Source organism: Desulfovibrio sp. 1214_IL3152 (assembly GCF_036763055.1).
Taxonomy (GTDB): domain Bacteria; phylum Desulfobacterota; class Desulfovibrionia; order Desulfovibrionales; family Desulfovibrionaceae; genus Desulfovibrio.
In genome coordinates, this window is sequence record NZ_JBAIYW010000294.1 from 1 (window position 1) to 20,310 (window position 20,310).

The window sequence follows — 20,310 nt, forward strand, 5'->3', positions numbered from 1 at the left end:
TGCCGCCCGATCAGGTGGAAGAAGCCTGCACCCTGCTGCGCGCTGGCGGTGACCTTGCCTGCCTTGTGGGCGAAGTTGCCGAGCCTCGGCCGGACGGCAGGGCGCTGGTATTGCGCTGATTTTTCGGACAGCAGATATCTGCACCCTGATTTTGCGCCGTTGCCCTGATGCCGGAAGCTGCACTTTTTTGCGCTCCCTGAGGTTGCCGCAAGAGGAGCCCCCCAGGGTTTTGTTGCTGTTTTTTCATGCCTCCGGCTTGCCATGAGGCCCGGAAGCATTATCTTAAGAAAGTTGCGTCTCCGTCATGGTTTCCACATGCGCTGCCACCCGGTTTTTACAACAGGTATGGCCGGTCGCCGCTTGCGGGGCGAGAGCAAGTGTGCTATGGAAACACGCTTTGCGAGAGTGGCGGAATTGGTAGACGCACTGGACTTAGAATCCAGCACCGTAGGTATGGGGGTTCAAGTCCCCCCTCTCGCACCATCACGCCCACCCAGAAAAGGAGTCCCTCGTGGAATATAGCGCTGAAGACATTTCGCCGGTCAGAAAAAAAGTCGTCATCACCACGGATCCCCAGGAAGTGGAAGCTTCCATCATGGGCACGATCGCCCTGTACAAGACTTCCGTACAGGTTGACGGTTTCCGCAAGGGCAAGGTTCCGGCCTCGGTCATCGAGCAGCGCTTCCGCGACAAGATTTATGAAGAAGCCCGTCAGGACCTCATCAACGTACACATCAATGACGTGATGCAGAAGCTCGACGTCATGCCGCTGGCCGGTCTTGATGTGGACACGCCCGATGCTTTCGAGCGCGGTAAGGGCTTTGCCTACACCATCGAATTTGAAGTGCTGCCCACGTTTGAACTGCCCCCCTACGAAGGCATGGATGTGGAGCAGGAAAAAGTTGTGGTGGACGAAAAAGAAGTGCAGGAAGTGCTTGACCGCATCCTGCGCGACCGCGCCCAGCTTGTACCCGTTGAAGGCAAAGGCCCGGCCGTGGACGGCCAGATAGCCACCGTTGACTTTGCCGCCTTTGAAAACGGCGAGCCTGTGGAAGGCGTCAAGGCTGAATCTTTTGACCTGGCCCTGGGCGAGCGTCAGGCTCTGGAAGACTTTGAGGCTCTGGTCAAGACCATTGCTTACGGTGAAGAAGGCGAGGGCGAAATTCACTTCCCCGAAGACTTCATTGCCAAGGACCTGGCCGGCAAGACCGTGACCATGAAGGTCAAGGTGCACGCCATCAAGGAACGCAAGCTGCCCGAGCTTGATGATGAGCTGGCAAAGAGCCTTGGTCTTGAAAGCGTGGAAAAGCTGAAAGAAGCCATCACCAAGAGCTACACTGAAAGCCGCACCGGCCTGAACAGGAGCGCGGCCCAGAAGAACCTGCTGGACGGCCTGCTCAAGATGGCTGCATTCGAGCTGCCTCCGAGCCTGGTGGAAACCCAGATGAACACGCTGCTGGCCGACATGGCCGGTCGCCTGGAACGTCAGGGCCGCAGCCTTGAAAGCCTCGGCAAAAGCATGGAGGAACTGCGCAAGGACATGCAGCCCCAGGCTGACGAACTGGCCCGCGCCCAGGTGCTTCTGCTTTCTGTTGCCAAAAAGGAAGGTCTGGACGTTACCGACCACGAAGTCACCACGCAGATTTACCAGCTTGCCATGCGCACCGGCGAAGACTTCAAGTCCCTGCGCGAGCAGTATGAGCGTTCGGGCATGATCTTTGTGCTGCGCGACCGCATGCTGGCTGACAAGGCCATGGACCTCATTTACGCCAAGGCCAATGTCAAGGAAGTGGAGCCGAAGGCTCCCGAAACCGGAGCAGAGGCCGATGCCGCGCCGGGCGCATCCGCCAGCGCTCAGGAAAGCAAGCAATAATCAGGGAAGGCGGCCCAGAGGCCGCCTTTTGCTTTTTTCGCGGCGCAATGCCGCATATATCGCCCCTTGGGGCCATGTCAGTGAGGCTTTCATGTCGCTCATACCTATGGTTATCGAAACCACCGGCCGTTCTGAACGCGCCTACGATATTTATTCGCGCCTGCTCAAGGACCGCATCGTTCTGCTGGGTTCCGAGGTCAACGACACCGTGGCCTCGCTGATCTGCGCACAACTGCTTTTTCTTGAATCGCAGGACCCGGAAAAGGAAATTTCTCTCTATATCAACTCGCCCGGCGGCTCTGTTACCGCTGGTCTTGCCATCTATGACACTCTGCGCTTCATTTCCGCGCCGGTTTCCACGGTGTGCATGGGGCGTGCTGCCAGCATGGGCGCTTTTTTGCTGGCCGCGGGCAAGCCGGGGCTGCGTTATGCCCTGCCCAACAGCCAGATCATGATTCACCAGCCTTCGGCCGGGTATCAGGGGCAGGCCACTGATATAGAAATCCACGCCAAAGAGGTGCTGCGCCTCAAAGAGCGCCTTAACCGCATACTTGCCGAAAATACCGGTCGTCCTTACAAGGATATTGTCAAGGCCACCGAACGCGATAACTTTTTGACTCCTGAAGAAGCCAAAGACCTGGGCATCATCGACCGCGTGCTGGTTTCGCGCCAGGACATGGCTCAGGAAAAGAGCGAATAATCATGGCTAAGAACGATAAAAACAAGGTCAGCGAGCCTTTGAGCTGCTCCTTCTGCGGGCGCAGCGAACTGGAGGTGCGCAACCTCATCGTGCAGGATGGCGCGAGCATTTGCGACAAGTGCGTCAAGGCATGCAATGACATCATTGTACGCGACCAGATGGAAGTTGCCGAAGACACCGGGCCGCTGCTTTCGCCGCAGGAAATCAAGGACAGGCTTGACCAGTACGTTATAGGACAGCACGAAGCCAAGAAAATTCTTTCTGTGGCCGTGCACAACCACTACAAACGCGTGTTCTATGCCGATGCCCTGGGCGACGACGTGGAACTGGAAAAAAGCAATATTCTGCTGGTGGGGCCTTCGGGCAGCGGCAAAACGCTGCTGGCGAAAACCTTGGCCCGCGTGCTGCGCGTGCCTTTTGCCATAGCAGACGCCACCACCCTTACCGAGGCGGGCTATGTGGGCGAGGATGTGGAAAACATTCTGGTTCAGCTGCTGCAAAACGCCGATTACGACCTTGAAGCCGCCAGCAAGGGCATCATCTATGTGGACGAAATCGACAAGATTTCCCGCAAGGGCGACGGCCCCTCCATTACGCGCGACGTGTCCGGCGAAGGTGTGCAGCAGGCCCTGCTGAAAATCATTGAAGGAACCGAGGCCAATATTCCTCCCAAGGGCGGGCGCAAGCACCCGCAGCAGGAATTCATCCGCATGGATACGCGGAATATCCTGTTTATCGTGGGCGGCGCCTTTGTGGGCCTGGACAAGATTGTGGAATCGCGCATGAGCGGCGGAGCAATGGGTTTTGGGGCCAAGGTCCGTGCCAGCAAGGAAATGCCCCTGGGCGAACTGCTGGACAGGATACATCCTCAGGATCTGGTCAGGTTTGGCCTTATCCCCGAATTTGTGGGCCGTATTCCCATCATCACCCATGTGGATGAGCTGGACGAAGCCGATCTGGTGCGCATTCTCACGGAACCGAAAAACGCTCTGGTGCGTCAGTACCAGAAGCTGTTCAGCCTTGAGAACGTGGCCCTGCGCTTTACGCCCAATTCCCTCAAGGCCATTGCGGCCAAGGCCATTGAGCGCAAGACCGGCGCGCGCGGCCTGCGCAACGTGATGGAGCGCACCATGCTGGATATCATGTTCCGGCTGCCCTCCATGCCCAATGTGCGCGAATGCCTCATTAACCGGGCCGTGATCGAGAAGGGCAAGGAGCCTGTGCTCCTGTTCGGTGAAGCGGACGAAAGCCTTGTGAAAGAAAAAAAGCAGGCTGGCGGCGATCGGGCATCCTAGAGCAGATTAACTTTGAGAATGTACATTCTCAAAGTTTAAGCCACGCTCGTTTCGCTGCTTAACCGCGCAAGTAAATAGCTCTGCTGTCTTCGCGGCAGTCGTTGGCGAGCCTGCGAGCCTTACGAATGGCGACAGTGGTTGTGTGGAAACAAACCGCTCGTTACACATGGTGTCTGCAAGCGTAATTTCCCGCGTTACAACTCTTGAAGCATCCGTAACTTCCTTTGTCGTAACGGCTGAAGCTGCGCTTACGCCTTCGCGGCGGGCGTCTGCTCGCGCAGCCGCCAGAGCAATTTCAAAGTGAAATTGCTCTGGCCTCAAGGGCAAGAAGCTTTCCCCAAAGGGCTATATCGTCAAAGACGGCAAAAAATGGTTTGAAATAAACAAGAAGTAAGCCATCATGACACGTGCGCAGCATTGGGACCGGCACGGGGGCTTTTGCAGCCGCGCCGGTTTTGCTTGAAGGCGCCCACGGTCGGGGCAGTGGTTTGACTTTTTTCAAAGAACTCTGCCCCTACAGCGCTGGAAAAGTGTTTTTCTTGGAATCGAAGCCTGGGCGCAAGCCCGAAAAAACGGCGAATAAGCGAGATTTTTAAAAAAATTGCATGAAAATGCATTTTTTACTTGCCAAGCGGGACGGAAGTGGCTAAATAGCACTCTTGCCGCTGGCGTAGCTCAACTGGCAGAGCAGCTGATTTGTAATCAGCAGGTTGCGGGTTCGAGTCCCATCGCCAGCTCCATATTACGCTGAACAAAGGACGGACACTTGCCCGACCTTTGCGGCAAGAGTGGAGGGGTTCCCGAGTGGCCAAAGGGAACAGACTGTAAATCTGTCGTCGTAAGACTTCGGTGGTTCAAATCCACCCCCCTCCACCACCACTTTTCCGTCTTCCATTTTTTGGACGGTTGGTGGCTGGTTACAAAAAACTGCCTTGGCTGTAGGAGACAGGGTGCCTGTCGGGGAACTACGGTAGCGTGCGGGAATAGCTCAACGGCTAGAGCATCAGCCTTCCAAGCTGAGGGTTGCGGGTTCGAATCCCGTTTCCCGCTCCATTCCTGCTGAATTCCTCCCCCTCAGTCAACCCGTCCGCCAATGCACGTTCCCTGGTGTCCAGGGACTGAATGCGGACAGCGGGCCGCCCAACGGTTTTTTTCCCACTGCCGCAGCCGTTACGCGAGGAGCAGGCGTTACACACGCAAGGCTTGAAGCACTTTTTTGTAACGCAGGTAAAACGCAAACATTATTTTCTCCAGGGAGACGTACAATGGGCAAGGAAAAATTTGAACGCAAAAAGCCCCATGTAAACATCGGCACCATCGGCCACATCGACCACGGCAAAACCACTTTGACCGCGGCCATCACCAAAGTTGCCAACTTGAAGAGCGGCGGCAAGTTCATTTCGTATGACGAAATCGACAAGGCCCCCGAAGAAAAAGAACGCGGCATCACCATTGCCACCTCGCACGTTGAGTACGAAACTGACAAGCGTCACTACGCTCACGTGGACTGCCCCGGTCACGCCGACTACATCAAGAACATGATCACCGGCGCTGCCCAGATGGACGGCGGCATCCTGGTGGTGGCGGCTACCGACGGTCCCATGCCCCAGACCCGCGAGCACATCCTGCTTGCCCGTCAGGTCGGCGTGCCCCAACTGGTGGTGTTCCTGAACAAGTGCGACCTCGTGGACGACGAAGAGCTGCTTGAACTGGTGGAACTGGAAGTGCGCGAACTGCTTTCTTCCTACGACTTCCCCGGCGACGATGTACCCGTGATCCGCGGTTCCGCCCTGAAGGCCCTGGAATCCGAAGACGCCAACGCCCCTGAAGCCAAGTGCATTCTTGAACTTCTGGACGCTTGCGACTCCTTCATTCCTGAGCCTGTGCGTGACATTGACAAGCCCTTCCTGATGCCCATTGAAGACGTGTTCTCCATCTCCGGCCGCGGCACCGTTGTGACCGGTCGTGTGGAACGCGGCGTCATCAAGGTCGGCGAAGAAGTGGAAATCGTGGGCATCAAGCCCACCGTCAAGACCACCTGCACCGGCGTTGAAATGTTCCGCAAGCTGCTCGACCAGGGTGAAGCCGGCGACAACATCGGCGCCCTGCTGCGCGGCACCAAGCGTGACGACGTGGAACGCGGCCAGGTTCTTGCCGCTCCCAAGAGCATCACGCCCCACAAGAAGTTCAAGGCTGAAGTGTACGTGCTCTCCAAGGAAGAAGGCGGTCGTCATACCCCGTTCTTCACCGGGTATCGTCCCCAGTTCTACTTCCGTACCACGGACATCACCGGCGTCATCAGCCTGCCCGAAGGTGTGGAAATGGTTATGCCTGGCGACAACTCGCAGTTTATTGTTGAACTCATCGCTCCCATCGCCATGGAAGCCGGCCTGCGCTTCGCCATCCGCGAAGGCGGACGCACCGTTGGCTCGGGCGTGGTGACCGAAATCAACGAGTAGTTTTATGAGAGTCAACATCCTTCTGGCTTGCACTGAGTGCAAACGCCGCAACTACAGCACCCGGAAGAACAAGAAAAATACTACCGGTCGGCTGGAAATGAAAAAGTATTGCCCCTGGGACAAGAAGCACACGGTGCATCGCGAAACCAGGTAACATAATTCCGCCGGGGGGCGTTAAGCCCCCCGGACGGCACGCAGGGCAGTAGCTCTAACGGCTAGAGCGGCGGTCTCCAAAACCGCATGTTGGGGGTTCGAATCCCTCCTGCCCTGCCATTTTTTATCTCCGGACAACACCATGGCAAAAAAACAAGCTCAAGCTGCCGACCTCAAGGCCGATAAAGCCCCCAACGTCTTTGTGCGCTTTGCGCGCTATGTAGAAGACGCCAAGGCCGAGTTGCGCAAAGTGACGTGGCCCACGGTAAAAGAAACACGTAAAGCCACCTTGGCCGTGTTGGGCTTTGTAGCCGTGATGGCCGTCATCTTGGGGCTGGTTGACCTTGGTCTGTCATCCCTGATCAAGACCATACTGTCCTGAAGGCCCATATGAAAGATCCTGTTATCGACGAAACTTCCGAGCTGTCGAAAAAAGCTCGCTGGTACATTGTGCACACGTACTCAGGTTTCGAGCAGCGTGTGCAGAAAACCATTAACGAGTTGCGCCGCACCGGGCAGGAACAAGGTCTGATTGAAGAAGTAGTGGTTCCTACCGAAAAGGTCATTGAACCGACCAAGGGCGGACAACAGCGCACATCCACGCGCAAGTTCTACCCCGGTTATGTGATGGTGCGCATGGTCATGACCGACCTGTCCTGGCATCTGGTGCAGTCCATACCCAAGGTTACAGGTTTTGTGGGCGGCAAAAACCGTCCCACCCCCATGCGTGATGGAGAGGCTGAACGCATTCTGTCACTGATGGAAACACGCCAGGAAACCCCGAGACCCAAGTTCAACTTTGACAGGGGTGACGAGGTGCGCGTCATTGAAGGGCCTTTTGGAGGCTTTAACGGCGTGGTGGAAGACGTTAACTACGACAAGGGGAAGCTGCGCGTCTCCGTTTCCATTTTCGGGCGTCAAACGCCGGTGGAACTGGACTTTGCGCAGGTTTCCAAAGGCTAGCCCCTTCGTTTCAGAAGGGTTTTTGCGGAAGGGACACTTTCCCGGTCCGCACGGCGGGTTGCAGCACCCTTGAACAGCACGCCGCATAAAGTGCCACCTAACCTTGCTTAATGACTTGCCCCCGCGCGGCGGCCACGGCCGATCTGCGCGAGCATTGATGAAGGACAAAGCAAATGGCCAAAAAAGAAGTTGCCAAAATCAAATTGCAGATTCCTGCGGGCGCGGCCAACCCCTCCCCGCCGGTAGGTCCCGCCCTGGGTCAGCATGGCCTGAATATCATGGGCTTCTGCAAAGAGTTCAATGCCCGTACCCAGGACCAGAAAGGCATGATCATTCCTGTGGTCATCACGGTCTACGCCGACCGTTCCTTCACCTTCATCACCAAGACGCCCCCGGCCTCGGTGCTGATCATGAAGGCCGCCAAGATCGAAAAAGGCTCCGGCGAACCCAACCGTAACAAGGTTGGCAGCCTGACCCTGGCCCAGGTGGAAGAAATCGCAAAGCTCAAGCTGCCCGATCTCAACGCCGCCAGCCTGGAATCTGCCATTAAGTCCATTGCGGGTACGGCTCGCAGCATGGGCATTGACGTAAAATAAGGCCGCGCCGCAACGCGGAGGGTTCGCCCACCGCACCTTGCAGCTTTAACGGCCTTTGGGCGCAGCCCGTCGGCTCAAGCGAACCGACTGCAACGCCATCGTTGAAATCAATTGTACTGCCGCCTTCTCTCAAGCAGAAGACCGGCAGGAGATGCAAAACGACAAGGATTATCTCATGCCCAAACATGGCAAAAAATTTCGCAATGCTCTCGAAGGCACAGACCTTCAGGAGCGCTTCAGCGTAGAAGACGCTGTAGGCAAGTCGCTGGGCGCGGCCTTTGCCAAATTTGACGAAACCGTTGACGTGGCTATTCGTCTCGGTGTTGACCCCAAATATTCCGACCAGATGGTACGCGGCGCCGTTACCCTGCCCAACGGGCTTGGCAAGACCGTGCGCGTGGCCGTTTTCTGTAAGGGCGAAAAGCAGGCTGAAGCCCGCGAAGCCGGTGCGGATGTCGTGGGTGCGGAAGATCTGGTGGCCGAAGTCAAAGCCGGCAACCTCAACTTCGACGCTGCTGTTGCCACTCCCGACGTTATGGCTCTTGTGGGCCAGATCGGTCGTCTGCTTGGCCCCCGCGGCCTTATGCCCAACGCCAAGACCGGCTCCGTTACCTTTGACGTAGCCAAGGCCGTGACCGAACTCAAGGCCGGGCGCGTTGACTTCAAGGTCGACAAGGCCGGCGTGCTCCATGCTCCCCTTGGCAAGGTTTCTTTTGGTCCCGAAAAAATCCTCGGCAACCTCAAGGCTCTGCTTGATACCGTGAACCGCCTCAAGCCCTCTTCGGCCAAAGGCGCCTACCTGATTTCCATGGCGGTTTCCACCACTATGGGTCCCGGTTTCAAGGTGGACATGACCCAGGTAAAAAAATTTCTTGAAGGCTAGCCTTCAAGTTTGATGGCGGCCTGGCTACAGGCCGCCATCAAAATGTCTAAGGAACAGGAATACGAGTCGAAGACGGCAGGCGGGTTTTTTAGCCCTTAATCGCCCTGCCCAGACGCTTCTACTTTGGCTCGGCATTCCACCTGGCAACCCCGAACGTGAGAGGTATCACGTGAAAAGGTCTGAAAAAGCCGCAGTTATCGAAGCCATCAAGGCCAAGGCCGACAGGGCTTCTTTTGCTGTGCTGACGGACTTCAAGGGTATGACGGTGGAAGAGCTGACGAACCTGCGTGGCAGCCTTCGCACGGCTGGCGGCGAGTATCTCGTCGTTAAAAACACGCTGGCTCGTATAGCTCTGACCGACGGCACGCACGACGTTATCAAGGACAAATTCCGTGAAAACATCGGCGTGGCCTTTGGGTTCGATGACCCTGTGGCGGTGGCCAAGGCGTTGAGTGATTTTGCTAAGCAGAGCAAGCTTTTCGAATTGCGCTGCGCCAGCCTGGACGGCAAGGCTCTTGAAGCCGCCCAGATTGACGCGCTGGCCAAGCTGCCCGGCAGGGAACAGCTTCTCGGCCATCTGCTCGGCACAATGAACGCCGTGCCCACCAATTTTGTGTCGCTGTTTGCCAACGTGCTGCGTGGCCTGCTCTATGCCCTCAAGGGTATCGAAGAGCAGAAGTCCAACGCCGCCTAGTTGTGCATCACCGCAATCATCCGACTTTAAGCCAAAGATCAGGAGACTATCATGGCCGTTACCAAAGAAGAAGTTGTTGAATTTATCTCCAATATGACCGTTCTTGAACTTTCCGAGTTCATCAAGGAACTGGAAGAAAAGTTCGGCGTGTCCGCCGCTGCCCCCGCCGCCGCCATGATGGTGGCCGCCCCGGCCGCCGGTGGCGCTGCTGAAGCCGCTGAAGAAAAGACCGAGTTCGACGTCATCCTGAAGGAAGCCGGCGCCAACAAGATCGGCGTCATCAAGGTTGTGCGCGCTCTGACCAGCCTGGGCCTCAAAGAAGCCAAGGAAAAGGTTGACGGCTGCCCCTCCACCCTGAAGGAAGCCGTGTCCAAGGAAGAAGCCGAAGACGCCAAGAAGCAGCTGACCGAAGCCGGCGCTGTTGTCGAAGTGAAGTAAGCACGTTTTTTACGCGCTTTTTAGCGGGGCCTTCTGGCCCCGCTTTTTTTATTGGTCACAATTTGTTGCTGATTTTTTGTTTTTGCAGGCGTATTTTCTTTTTGCCAACTGCGTATTTTTTGTTTATATTTGGCAAGCGGAAAATTTTCTTCAGAAAAAGCTTGCCAAAATGTAAATTTCTTATTATGTATCCTCTTTCATGAACGGCACAGGAGGCCATTTTCTGTTTAATATAACTTACTGGATAAGTACATATTTTTAAGGTAGATACCCGAGCCCAAGCCCTGTTTACCCAGACAGGGATGGGTTTTTTTCGCCTTACCCCGCACAGTAAGCAATTGCCTCCCGCCGTGTCTTACGCTTTCAGGGTGCAGTGACAGCAAGTTTTTTGCCCGCCGGCTTCGGCAGATACTTCTTTGTCGCTCCGCCGGGGCGCAACCGCTACCTATCTTGAGGTACCCATGGGCCAGCTCACCAAACAGTTCGGCAAGATCAAGATCTCCCTCCCCATCCCCCATCTGCTGAATCTGCAGATAGACTCATATGAAAAGTTTCTTCAGGAAGGCGTTCCAGAAGCCGAACGCCGCCCTGACGAAGGACTTGAGGGCGTTTTTCATACGGTCTTTCCTATTGAAGACTTTAACAAAACCGCCAGTCTGGAATTTGTCAGCTATGAAATAGGCGAGCCCAAATACGACCAGGCCGAATGCATTTCCAAAGGCCTGACGTACGAAGCCCCCATGCGCATTAAAGTGCGCCTTGTGGTGTATGATGCAGATGAAGCCTCGGGCAACCGGACTATTCGTGACATCAAGGAGCAGGACATCTATTTTGGAACCCTGCCCCTCATGACCGAAAAAGGCACCTTTATCATAAACGGCACAGAACGTGTCATCGTCAACCAGCTCCAGCGTTCGCCCGGCATCATTTTCGAGCATGATGGCGGCAAGACGCATACCAGCCGTAAAGTGCTGTACTCGTGCCGCGTCATTCCCATGCGTGGCTCCTGGCTGGACTTTGACTTTGACCACAAGGACATTCTCTACGTCCGCATTGACCGCCGCCGCAAAATGCCCGCCACCATCCTGTTCAAGGCGATGGGCATGAGCAAGGAACAGATCCTTGACTACTTCTATACACAGGAAACCTACCGTCTGGAAGAACGCAACACCATCTTCTGGGAAGTGCGCAAGGAACTGTACCGCAAGGACAACGCCTATGCCGACATCGTCGACAGCGAAGGCAATGTCATCGTCAAGGCGGGCAAGCCCATAACCAAGCGTAGCTGGCGTCTTATCTGCGAAGCGGGTATTGAAGCCATTGAAATGCGCCCCGACACGCTGGACGGTATGTTTCTGGCCGCCGACGTGGCAGATCCCAAGACCGGCGAACTGCTGGCCGAAGCTGCGGACGAGATTACCCCCGGGCTGCTTGATCGCATGCGCGATGCGGGCATTGACCGCGTCAACGTGCTGCACACCAAGGGTAATGACACGTCTTCCTCCATCCGCGACACCCTCATGCTGGACCGCATTCCGGATCAGCTGAAGGCGCAGGAGGAGATCTACCGTCGTCTGCGTCCTTCGTCGCCGCCCACAGCGGAAATTGCGGCCAGCTTCTTCGACAACCTGTTCCGCAATCCCGACTATTACGACCTGTCGCCCGTGGGCCGGTACAAGCTCAACCAGCGCCTCAGCCTGGACGAGCCTTCCGATCTGCGCACCCTGACGGACAACGATATTCTCACGGCCATCAAGGTACTGGTCAATCTCAAGGACAGCCACGGCCCCGCCGACGATATTGACCATCTGGGCAACCGTCGCGTGCGCCTTGTGGGCGAACTGGTGGAAAACCAGTACCGCATCGGCCTGGTTCGTATGGAACGCGCCATCAAGGAGCGCATGAGCCTGCAGGAAATCTCCACGCTCATGCCCCACGACCTTATCAATCCCAAGCCTGTGGCCGCCGTGCTGAAGGAATTCTTCGGCACTTCGCAGCTGTCGCAGTTTATGGACCAGACCAACTCCCTTTCCGAAGTGACGCACAAGCGCCGCCTCTCGGCCCTGGGTCCCGGCGGTCTGACCCGTGAACGCGCGGGCTTTGAAGTACGCGACGTGCACACCTCGCACTACGGCCGCATCTGCCCCATTGAAACGCCCGAAGGTCCCAACATCGGCCTTATCGTTTCTTTGACCACCTTTGCCAAGGTCAATGACTACGGCTTTATTGAAACGCCCTACCATGTGGTGCGCGAAGGCCGGGTCACTGACGACGTGGTTCACCTTGACGCCTCCCGCGAAGGGGATCAGGTGGTGGCACAGGCCAACGCGCTGCTGGACGAACAGGGCAACCTGGTGGACGAATTCGTCACCGTGCGTGTCAAGGGTGAAGTGGAAATGCGCCATCGCGACGAAGTGACCCTTATGGACATTTCGCCCAGCCAGATGGTTTCCATTTCGGCGGCGCTCATTCCCTTTCTGGAGCACGACGACGCCAACCGCGCGCTCATGGGTTCCAACATGCAGCGTCAGGCCGTCCCCCTGCTTCGTTCCGAAAAGCCCCTTGTGGGAACCGGCATGGAAGTGGACGTGGCCCGCGACTCCGGCGCGTGCATCGTTGCTCCCGCCGACGGCAAGATCGAATACGTGGATGCGGATCGCATCGTGGTGGCCTACGAGGGCGATGTGTACAAAAAACAGGGCGGCGTGCGCGCCTATGACCTGCTCAAGTACCACAAGTCCAACCAGAACTCCTGCTTTGGTCAGAAGCCCAGCTGCTATCCCGGCCAGATAATCAAAAAAGGCCAGATCCTGGCTGACGGCCCGGGCATTGACGACGGCGAACTGGCTCTTGGCAAGAACCTGGTGGTGGCCTTCATGCCCTGGTGCGGCTACAACTATGAAGACTCCATCCTCATCTCCGAACGCACGGTGAAGGAAGACGTTTTCACGTCCATCCACATCGAGGAATTCGAGGTTGTGGCCCGCGATACCAAGCTGGGACCCGAAGAAATCACCCGCGATATTCCCAACGTCAGCGAAGACATGCTGCGTAACCTTGATGAAAGCGGTATTATCCGTATCGGCGCGGCAGTCAAGCCCGACGACATCCTGGTGGGCAAAATCACGCCCAAGGGCGAAACCCAGCTTACTCCCGAAGAAAAGCTCCTGCGGGCCATCTTCGGTGAAAAGGCCAGGGATGTGAAAAACACGTCCCTCAAGGTTCCCCCGGGAGTGGAAGGCACAATTATTGACGTCAAGGTCTTTAACCGCCGCTCCGGCGAAAAAGACGACCGCACCCTGGCCATTGAGGGGCATGACACTGCGGTGCTCGACCAGAAAGAGGCCGACCACCTGCGCGCCCTTACGGATCGCACCCGCGCCCTGCTGGCCCCGCACGTGGTGGGCAAACAGGTGGCTTCTTCCCTGCCTGGTAAAAAGAAGGGTGAAGTGCTGGTGGAAGCCGGCGCGGCCCTGACTGAAGAAATACTGGCCGGCCTGCCGGTGAAAAAGCTTTCCGGTCTTTTCAAGAGCAAGGAAGTCAACGATGTCGTGGCCGACATCCTCAAGCCTTACGACCAGCAGGTCGACTACCTGCACGCTATCTACGATTCCAAGCGTGAAAAGGTCACCGAAGGCGATGATCTGCCCCCCGGCGTCATCAAGATGGTCAAGGTGCACATCGCCATCAAGCGTAAGCTTTCTGTGGGCGACAAAATGGCTGGCCGCCACGGTAACAAGGGCGTTGTTTCCTGCATTCTGCCGGAAGAAGACATGCCCTTCTTCGCCGACGGCCGCCCCGTGGACATTGTGCTCAACCCCCTGGGCGTGCCTTCGCGTATGAACATCGGCCAGATCATGGAAACCCACCTCGGGTGGGGAGCCAAGGAACTGGGCCGCCAGTTGGCAGAACTGCTGGATTCCGGCGCGGCCATGCAGGTGCTGCGTGATGAAGTAAAGAGCATTTTCAGCTCTGACGACATCAACGCCCTGGTGGACGAGATGGATGAAGACGAGTTCAAGGCTTCCGTGAGCAAGCTGCGCAACGGCATCGTGACCAAAACACCTGTTTTTGACGGCGCCACCGAAGAAGAAATATGGAGCTGGATGGAAAGGGCCGGCCTTGCCAACGACGGCAAGACAACCCTTTACGACGGCCGCACGGGCGAAGCCTTCAAAAACCGCGTGACCACGGGCGTCATGTACATGCTCAAACTGCACCATCTGGTGGACGAAAAAATCCACGCACGCTCCACTGGTCCCTACTCCCTGGTGACGCAGCAGCCCCTGGGCGGCAAGGCCCAGTTCGGCGGCCAGCGCCTGGGTGAAATGGAAGTGTGGGCGCTGGAAGCCTACGGCGCCGCCTACCTGCTGCAGGAATTCCTCACGGTCAAGTCCGACGACGTGACCGGGCGCGTGAAAATGTACGAAAAAATAGTCAAGGGCGACAACTTCCTTGAAGCGGGTCTGCCCGAGTCCTTCAACGTTCTGGTCAAGGAACTCATGAGCCTTGGGCTCAACGTGACCCTGCACCAGGAAGAAGGCAAGAAAAAGCCCAAGCGTACGGGCTACATGAGAGAACGCGAGGACGAGGCTTAAACCGCCCCATTCGGCGGGCACGGACAAGCGTTGCGTCAGCCGTCAGCGGCATGCCCGCTCACGGCTGACGACAGCATAGCTAACGATTCCAACGAGCTTTTACCAAAGCAAGGTATTATATATGAGCCTGGACGATCTTTTCACCGCTCGCGGCACGTCGGCCAACGTGACCAACATCCGCAATCTGAAAGCCATCCAGATTTCCATCGCCTCTCCTGAAGCCATTCGTGAATGGTCTTACGGCGAGGTTAAAAAGCCGGAAACCATCAACTACCGTACCTTCAAGCCCGAGCGCGACGGCCTTTTCTGCGCCAAGATCTTCGGCCCTGTGAAGGACTATGAGTGCAACTGCGGCAAATACAAGCGCATGAAGCACCGCGGCATTGTCTGCGAAAAATGCGGTGTTGAGGTCATTGCTTCCAAGGTGCGTCGCGAGCGTATGGGCCACATTGAACTGGCCGCGCCCGTTGCCCACATCTGGTTTCTGAAGACCCTGCCTTCCAAGATCGGCACCCTGCTGGACATGACCATGGCCGATCTGGAAAAGGTGCTGTACTTCGACTCTTACATCGTGCTTGATCCGGGCCAGACCAATCTGCAGAAGCGTCAGGTCATTTCCGAAGACCAGTATTTGCAGATTCTGGACCACTACGGCAGCGACGAAGTGCTGACCGTTGGCATGGGCGCTGAAGCCGTGCGCAGCCTGCTGGAAGAGCTGGAGCTTGAAAAGCTGCGTACCGAACTGCGCGAAGAAGGCGAAGCCACCAAAAGCCAGACCAAAAAGAAAAAACTCACCAAGCGTCTCAAGATCGTTGAGGCTTTTCTTGAGTCGGACAACAAGCCCGAATGGATGATCATGGAAGTGATTCCCGTCATCCCGCCGGAGTTGCGTCCGCTCGTGCCCCTGGACGGCGGGCGTTTCGCCACCTCCGACCTCAACGACCTGTACCGCCGCGTCATCAACCGCAACAACCGTTTGAAGCGGCTGATGGAACTTGGCGCGCCGGAGATCATCATCCGCAACGAAAAGCGCATGCTGCAGGAAGCTGTGGACGCCCTCTTTGACAACGGCCGTCGCGGCCGCGCCATTGCGGGAACTAACGGCCGCCCTCTCAAGTCTCTTTCTGACATGATCAAGGGCAAGCAGGGCCGATTCCGCCAAAACCTGCTGGGCAAGCGCGTGGACTATTCCGGACGTTCGGTCATTACCGTGGGTCCTTACCTCAAGCTGCACCAGTGCGGCCTGCCCAAGAAGATGGCGCTTGAGCTGTTCAAGCCCTTCATCTACTCGGAGCTGGAAAAACGCGGTCATGCCTCCACCATCAAAAGCGCCAAGAAAATGGTGGAGCGCGAAGAACTGGTTGTCTGGGACATCCTGTCTGAAGTGGTGCGCGAGTACCCCATTCTTCTCAACCGCGCGCCTACCCTGCACCGCCTCGGCATCCAGGCCTTTGAGCCCCTTCTGGTGGAAGGCAAGGCCATCCGCCTGCACCCGCTGGTCTGCTCCGCATACAACGCGGACTTTGACGGTGACCAGATGGCCGTGCATATTCCCCTGTCTGTGGAGGCGCAGATCGAATGCCGCGTGCTCATGATGAGCACCAACAACATTCTTTCGCCCGCCAACGGCGGCCCGGTCATCGTGCCTTCGCAGGATATCGTGCTTGGCCTCTACTATATGACGGTGGAACGCAGCTTTGAAAAGGGCGAAGGCATGAGCTTCTGCGCCCCGTGGGAAGTGGAAAGCGCCTATGACGGCGGCATGGTTTCGCTGCACGCGCGGGTCAAGGTGCGCATGCCCGACGGCCACACGTATGACACCACGCCCGGGCGAGTGCTTGTAAGCGACATTCTTCCGGAAAAGCTGCCCTTTGACTACGTCAACTGCGTGCTGACCAAGAAGAATATCGCCCGCCTTGTGGGCGCGGCCTACGGCCAGTGCGGCATCAAGGCCACGGTCATTCTTTGCGACAAGCTCAAGGACATGGGCTACGAGTTCGCCACCCGCGCCGGTGTGACCATCGGCGTCAAGGACCTGACCATTCCCGACCGCAAGAAGGACATTCTTGCCACGTCCCAGGCTGAAGTGGACGACATCGAACACCAGTACCGCGACGGTATCATCACCCGTACCGAAAAGTACAACAAGGTGGTGGACGTGTGGACAAAGGCCACTCAGGATGTTTCCACGGAAATGATCAAGGAAATATCCTACGATGTGCTCACTGATCCCAAGACCGGCAAGCAGGAGAAAAACCAGAGCTTCAACCCCATCTTCATGATGTCCAACTCCGGTGCGCGAGGCAACCAGGACCAGATGCGCCAGCTTGCGGGCATGCGCGGTCTTATGGCCAAGCCTTCGGGTGAAATTATTGAAACGCCCATCACCTCCTCCTTCCGCGAGGGGCTGTCGGTGCTGCAGTACTTCACCTCCACACACGGCGCACGTAAAGGTCTGGCGGACACGGCCCTCAAGACGGCCAACTCCGGTTACCTTACCCGTCGTCTGGTGGACGTGGTGCAGGACGTCATTGTGTCCGAGCTTGACTGCGGCACGGTGGACGGCATTGAGCTGACCCACCTCAAGGATGGCGGCGATGTCAAAACGCCCCTGTCTGAACGCATCATTGGCCGCGTTCTGCTCTATCCCGTGTATGATCCCGATGCTCCTGAAAAAATCCTCTTGCCCGAAAACACCATTATTTCGGAGAAAGAGGCTGAACTCATCAGCGACAAGGGCATCTCTTCCGTTACCGTGCGCTCGCCCCTCACCTGCCAGGCCGAACGCGGCATCTGCGCCCTGTGCTATGGACGTGACCTTGGCCGCGGCCATCTGGTCAATACGGGCGAGACCGTGGGCATCATCGCGGCCCAGTCCATCGGCGAACCCGGCACACAGCTGACCATGCGTACCTTCCACATCGGTGGTACGGCATCCAGCACCATTGAAAAGAACAAGTTTGAAGCCCTCAACGCGGGTCGCGTCATCCTGAGCCGGGTCAAGGCCGTTACCAACAAGGACGGCATACACCTGGTGCTGGGCAAGAGCGGTCAGCTGACCATCGTGGACGCCCAGGGCCGCGAACGCGAAAAGTACATTCTGCCCAACGGCGCACGCCTGCTGGTGCATGATGGACAGGAGGTGGTCAAGGGTACGGTCATGGCCGAATGGGACCCCTTCAACGAACCCTTTGTGTGCGAAGAAGAAGGTACCCTGCGCTTTACCGACATCATTGACGGCAAGACCGTGCAGGAAAAGGTGGACGACATCACCCGTCAGGCCAGCCTGACAATCATGGAATACCGCACCACCAACTTCCGCCCGGCCATCTCCATCTGCGATGACAACGGCAACGTCAAAAAGCGCAGTCATGGCGGTGCGGCGGCCATCTACAGCCTGCCCGTCGGCTCCATCATCATGGTCAAGGACGGCGAGCACATCCAGGCCGGTGATATCATCGCCCGTAAGCCCCGCGAAACGGCAAAAACCAAGGACATCGTGGGCGGTCTGCCCCGCGTGGCCGAGCTTTTTGAAGTGCGCAAGCCCAAAGACATGGCCGTGGTTTCCGAAATATCGGGCACGGTCACCTATGCGGGCGAATCCAAGGGCAAACGCAAGCTGGTGGTCACGCCGGAAATTGGCGAAGCCAAGGAATATCTGGTTCCCAAGGGCAAACACATTACCGCCGCAGACGGCGACTTTGTGGAAGCCGGAGACCCGCTGACCGAAGGCTACCCCGAGCTGCACGACATCCTGCGCACCAAGGGCGAAAAATACCTGGCCCGCTATCTGGTGGACGAAATTCAGGAAGTCTACCGCTTCCAGGGCGTGGGCATTGACGACAAGCACATTGAAGTCATCGTGCGCCAGATGCTCAAAAAGGTGACCATTCTGGATTCCGGCGGCACCAGCTTCCTGGTGGGCGAACAGGTGGACAAGGGCGAATTCAAGCAGGAAAACCAGAAAGCTGTTGCCGAGGGTCGCGAACCCGCCACGGCGGAACCGCTGGTGCTCGGCATCACCCAGGCTTCGCTTACCACGTCCTCCTTCATCTCGGCGGCTTCCTTCCAGGAAACCACCAAGGTGCTCACTGAGGCTTCCCTTAAGGGCAAGATGGACTACCTGCGCGGCCTCAAGGAAAACGTCATCGTGGGTCGCCTCATTCCTGCCGGTACGGGCTACCGCGAATATGTCAACGGCGAGATCATGGTCCCCGACCAGAAGGAACGCCCTGACAAATTCCTTGAAGAGCTTGAAGAAAACCCCATTCTGGTTGATCTGAACAGCTAGGGCATTTGCGGAAATACAACAACACAAGAGGCGCGGGATTATCCCGCGCCTCTTGTTGTCGGCAATAAGCCGGGTACTTTTCTGCGCAAGGTTAACCAGCTTTGAAAACCTGCATGTCTGTAACTAAACAAAAACGGGTGAGGTGACGCTCAGCCATTGACAAAGCTGCGTCCAGAGCGGCATTGCCGGAAAATGAATACAAAACGGTCAGAACCTGCTGGCTTTCCAGAGTGATCATGGCCCGTGTGGAATCACTGGTGGGGCAGCCAAATGGCCCGGAGCGGTCAGCCAGAAGAGGAATATTTTCCAACGGTATTATTGACTTGCCTATACCTTCGTAAGACTCTCCTGCAATGCCCGGCCTAAAGACAATGTCATTTTCAATACGGGCCATATCATACGAGCCGAGTGAGAAACCTGTTTCCAGAGAAATCACGTTATTGGTATCTACCAGCGCATTGACCGTATAAAGCGCCTTGCCCTGTCGCAGCCTGCGATACAACGCTTCTGACGAAATGCGGTATCTGCCGGGGTTTGCGCCAAAAGCCTTGTAGGCAGACCTTCCCTCGCGAATATTGGGCATATCCGCAAGCTCCGTCGTGGCAAGCTGCCGTGTTAACTGTGCTTCCACATTATTCGCATAGTATTCAAGCAGAGCGGAATTTTCAGATGCCACGCTGACAGCGTAATACAGGCAACCCAGCGCTGCTTCAGGCCATACAGCTTTTATTGATGCATCAATGGTTACATTGGGAAATGACATGAGGTGTTCATCGCTTTTTGAAAATTTCACAAAACAGCGCAGGGGCTTCATTCACAGGCTCGTGGTCTCTGCGACAATCTATACGCATTTTTCAGCCTGTCAATTCTGGACGGCCTCCAAAGCATTTAAGCTTTTTCAAAGTTAAAATGCTCTGACATTTTCAAATGCTCAGTATAACACTTCACAATTTGAAAAAACTGCACTTGCCCCCGCACAGAGAACATCAGTTCACACAGGCATCAGCGCAGTTTCAACATTATAGAACTCCGGCAGCCTTCTGGCGCTGGCAGTACAATCCCCCCTCTTCCGCCCAAGCGCCATAAAAAATGCGGCATGCACATATGGCGCGTATGTGCATGCCGCGCAACGCCGGTTGGCTCAGCTTGTGGGGGCCGGAGGAGACTGCGTACACGGAGGACGCAGGCAGACAAGGCAGCCGGGCCGCACGGCGAAAGATGTTTTGTCATGATTGCTGTCGGACGCATCCTGCGCATGGTCGCGCCGGGATATAAAGAGCTGCAGGGCTCCCTTGGCTGCCGTACCCGCGCGGGCCTGCGCCAGCACACGCCCATCGGTGGTTATTACGGCGCAGACAGTGCCTTCA

Annotated in this window: 15 protein-coding genes and 5 tRNA genes; 18 read left to right on the forward strand and 2 right to left on the reverse strand. The window is 56.7% G+C overall.

Annotated features, from left to right (window positions below):
• Positions 1-399: 399 nt before the first annotated feature.
• From V6C07_RS06245 to clpX, 4 genes are all read left to right on the forward strand, one after another.
• A tRNA-Leu gene (locus tag V6C07_RS06245) sits at positions 400-483 on the forward strand.
• 28 nt (positions 484-511) lie between these two features.
• Complete coding sequence (tig, locus tag V6C07_RS06250) at positions 512-1,873, forward strand: trigger factor (RefSeq protein ID WP_333535498.1); 1,362 nt, start codon at positions 512-514, stop codon at positions 1,871-1,873.
• Positions 1,874-1,964: 91 nt separating this feature from the next.
• A complete protein-coding gene (locus V6C07_RS06255; RefSeq protein ID WP_012624324.1) occupies positions 1,965-2,573 on the forward strand; it encodes an ATP-dependent Clp protease proteolytic subunit in 609 nt (202 codons plus the stop codon).
• Positions 2,574-2,575: 2 nt separating this feature from the next.
• Complete coding sequence (clpX, locus tag V6C07_RS06260; protein ID WP_333535499.1) at positions 2,576-3,868, forward strand: ATP-dependent Clp protease ATP-binding subunit ClpX; 1,293 nt, start codon at positions 2,576-2,578, stop codon at positions 3,866-3,868.
• Positions 3,869-4,163: 295 nt separating this feature from the next.
• On the opposite strand, the gene V6C07_RS06265 is transcribed toward clpX, so the two are convergent.
• On the reverse strand, positions 4,164-4,370 hold the full coding sequence (locus V6C07_RS06265) for a hypothetical protein (RefSeq protein ID WP_333535500.1): 207 nt from the start codon (positions 4,368-4,370) through the stop codon (positions 4,164-4,166).
• 162 nt (positions 4,371-4,532) lie between these two features.
• Between V6C07_RS06265 and V6C07_RS06270 the strand changes: the two genes are divergently transcribed.
• The 14 genes from V6C07_RS06270 to rpoC all read left to right on the forward strand — a co-directional run bounded on the left by V6C07_RS06270 (position 4,533) and on the right by rpoC (position 18,943).
• Positions 4,533-4,608: transfer RNA gene (locus V6C07_RS06270), tRNA-Thr, on the forward strand.
• 50 nt (positions 4,609-4,658) lie between these two features.
• A tRNA-Tyr gene (locus tag V6C07_RS06275) sits at positions 4,659-4,744 on the forward strand.
• 101 nt (positions 4,745-4,845) lie between these two features.
• Positions 4,846-4,921, forward strand: a tRNA-Gly gene (locus V6C07_RS06280).
• Positions 4,922-5,133: 212 nt separating this feature from the next.
• The gene (gene tuf, locus V6C07_RS06285; RefSeq protein WP_333535501.1) at positions 5,134-6,327 is read left to right on the forward strand and encodes an elongation factor Tu; all 1,194 of its coding nucleotides are present in this window, start codon (positions 5,134-5,136) and stop codon (positions 6,325-6,327) included.
• 4 nt (positions 6,328-6,331) lie between these two features.
• On the forward strand, positions 6,332-6,481 hold the full coding sequence (gene rpmG / locus V6C07_RS06290; RefSeq protein WP_012625252.1) for a 50S ribosomal protein L33: 150 nt from the start codon (positions 6,332-6,334) through the stop codon (positions 6,479-6,481).
• A 42-nt stretch (positions 6,482-6,523) separates the two neighbouring features.
• Positions 6,524-6,600 (forward strand) — tRNA-Trp (locus V6C07_RS06295).
• 22 nt (positions 6,601-6,622) lie between these two features.
• Positions 6,623-6,862 (forward strand): preprotein translocase subunit SecE, encoded by a 240-nt coding sequence (gene secE / locus V6C07_RS06300; RefSeq protein ID WP_012625253.1) that lies wholly within the window; start codon positions 6,623-6,625, stop codon positions 6,860-6,862.
• Between the two features lie 8 nt (positions 6,863-6,870).
• A complete protein-coding gene (gene nusG / locus V6C07_RS06305) occupies positions 6,871-7,443 on the forward strand; it encodes a transcription termination/antitermination protein NusG (RefSeq protein ID WP_012625254.1) in 573 nt (190 codons plus the stop codon).
• Between the two features lie 173 nt (positions 7,444-7,616).
• Positions 7,617-8,039, forward strand: a complete 423-nt coding sequence (rplK, locus tag V6C07_RS06310; RefSeq protein ID WP_333535502.1) for a 50S ribosomal protein L11 — start codon at positions 7,617-7,619, stop codon at positions 8,037-8,039.
• Positions 8,040-8,214: 175 nt separating this feature from the next.
• Positions 8,215-8,922, forward strand: coding sequence for a 50S ribosomal protein L1 (gene rplA, locus V6C07_RS06315; protein WP_333535503.1), 708 nt, complete (start codon positions 8,215-8,217; stop codon positions 8,920-8,922).
• A 169-nt stretch (positions 8,923-9,091) separates the two neighbouring features.
• Positions 9,092-9,616: a 50S ribosomal protein L10 gene (gene rplJ / locus V6C07_RS06320; RefSeq protein ID WP_333535504.1), complete on the forward strand. Its 525-nt coding sequence runs from the start codon at positions 9,092-9,094 to the stop codon at positions 9,614-9,616.
• Between the two features lie 51 nt (positions 9,617-9,667).
• Positions 9,668-10,054, forward strand: coding sequence for a 50S ribosomal protein L7/L12 (rplL, locus tag V6C07_RS06325; protein WP_333535505.1), 387 nt, complete (start codon positions 9,668-9,670; stop codon positions 10,052-10,054).
• A 461-nt stretch (positions 10,055-10,515) separates the two neighbouring features.
• Entirely contained in the window at positions 10,516-14,652 is a 4,137-nt protein-coding gene (rpoB, locus tag V6C07_RS06330; protein WP_333535506.1) for a DNA-directed RNA polymerase subunit beta, read from the forward strand.
• 121 nt (positions 14,653-14,773) lie between these two features.
• Positions 14,774-18,943: a DNA-directed RNA polymerase subunit beta' gene (rpoC, locus tag V6C07_RS06335; protein WP_333535507.1), complete on the forward strand. Its 4,170-nt coding sequence runs from the start codon at positions 14,774-14,776 to the stop codon at positions 18,941-18,943.
• A 91-nt stretch (positions 18,944-19,034) separates the two neighbouring features.
• On the opposite strand, the gene V6C07_RS06340 is transcribed toward rpoC, so the two are convergent.
• A complete protein-coding gene (locus V6C07_RS06340; protein ID WP_333535508.1) occupies positions 19,035-19,757 on the reverse strand; it encodes a B3/B4 domain-containing protein in 723 nt (240 codons plus the stop codon).
• Positions 19,758-20,310: the final 553 nt, after the last annotated feature.

Excerpts from the sequence above, each read along its gene's own strand:
- rpmG (WP_012625252.1), top strand. The coding sequence starts at position 6,332 with ATGAGAGTCAACATCCTTCTGGCTTGCACTGAGTGCAAACGCCGCAAC.
- rplK (WP_333535502.1), top strand. The coding sequence starts at position 7,617 with ATGGCCAAAAAAGAAGTTGCCAAAATCAAATTGCAGATTCCTGCGGGC.
- rpoC (WP_333535507.1), top strand. The coding sequence starts at position 14,774 with ATGAGCCTGGACGATCTTTTCACCGCTCGCGGCACGTCGGCCAACGTG.
- clpX (WP_333535499.1), top strand. The coding sequence starts at position 2,576 with ATGGCTAAGAACGATAAAAACAAGGTCAGCGAGCCTTTGAGCTGCTCC.
- V6C07_RS06340 (WP_333535508.1), bottom strand. The coding sequence starts at position 19,757 with ATGAAGCCCCTGCGCTGTTTTGTGAAATTTTCAAAAAGCGATGAACAC.
- tuf (WP_333535501.1), top strand. The coding sequence starts at position 5,134 with ATGGGCAAGGAAAAATTTGAACGCAAAAAGCCCCATGTAAACATCGGC.
- secE (WP_012625253.1), top strand. The coding sequence starts at position 6,623 with ATGGCAAAAAAACAAGCTCAAGCTGCCGACCTCAAGGCCGATAAAGCC.
- rplL (WP_333535505.1), top strand. The coding sequence starts at position 9,668 with ATGGCCGTTACCAAAGAAGAAGTTGTTGAATTTATCTCCAATATGACC.
- rplA (WP_333535503.1), top strand. The coding sequence starts at position 8,215 with ATGCCCAAACATGGCAAAAAATTTCGCAATGCTCTCGAAGGCACAGAC.
- rpoB (WP_333535506.1), top strand. The coding sequence starts at position 10,516 with ATGGGCCAGCTCACCAAACAGTTCGGCAAGATCAAGATCTCCCTCCCC.
- V6C07_RS06255 (WP_012624324.1), top strand. The coding sequence starts at position 1,965 with ATGTCGCTCATACCTATGGTTATCGAAACCACCGGCCGTTCTGAACGC.
- nusG (WP_012625254.1), top strand. The coding sequence starts at position 6,871 with ATGAAAGATCCTGTTATCGACGAAACTTCCGAGCTGTCGAAAAAAGCT.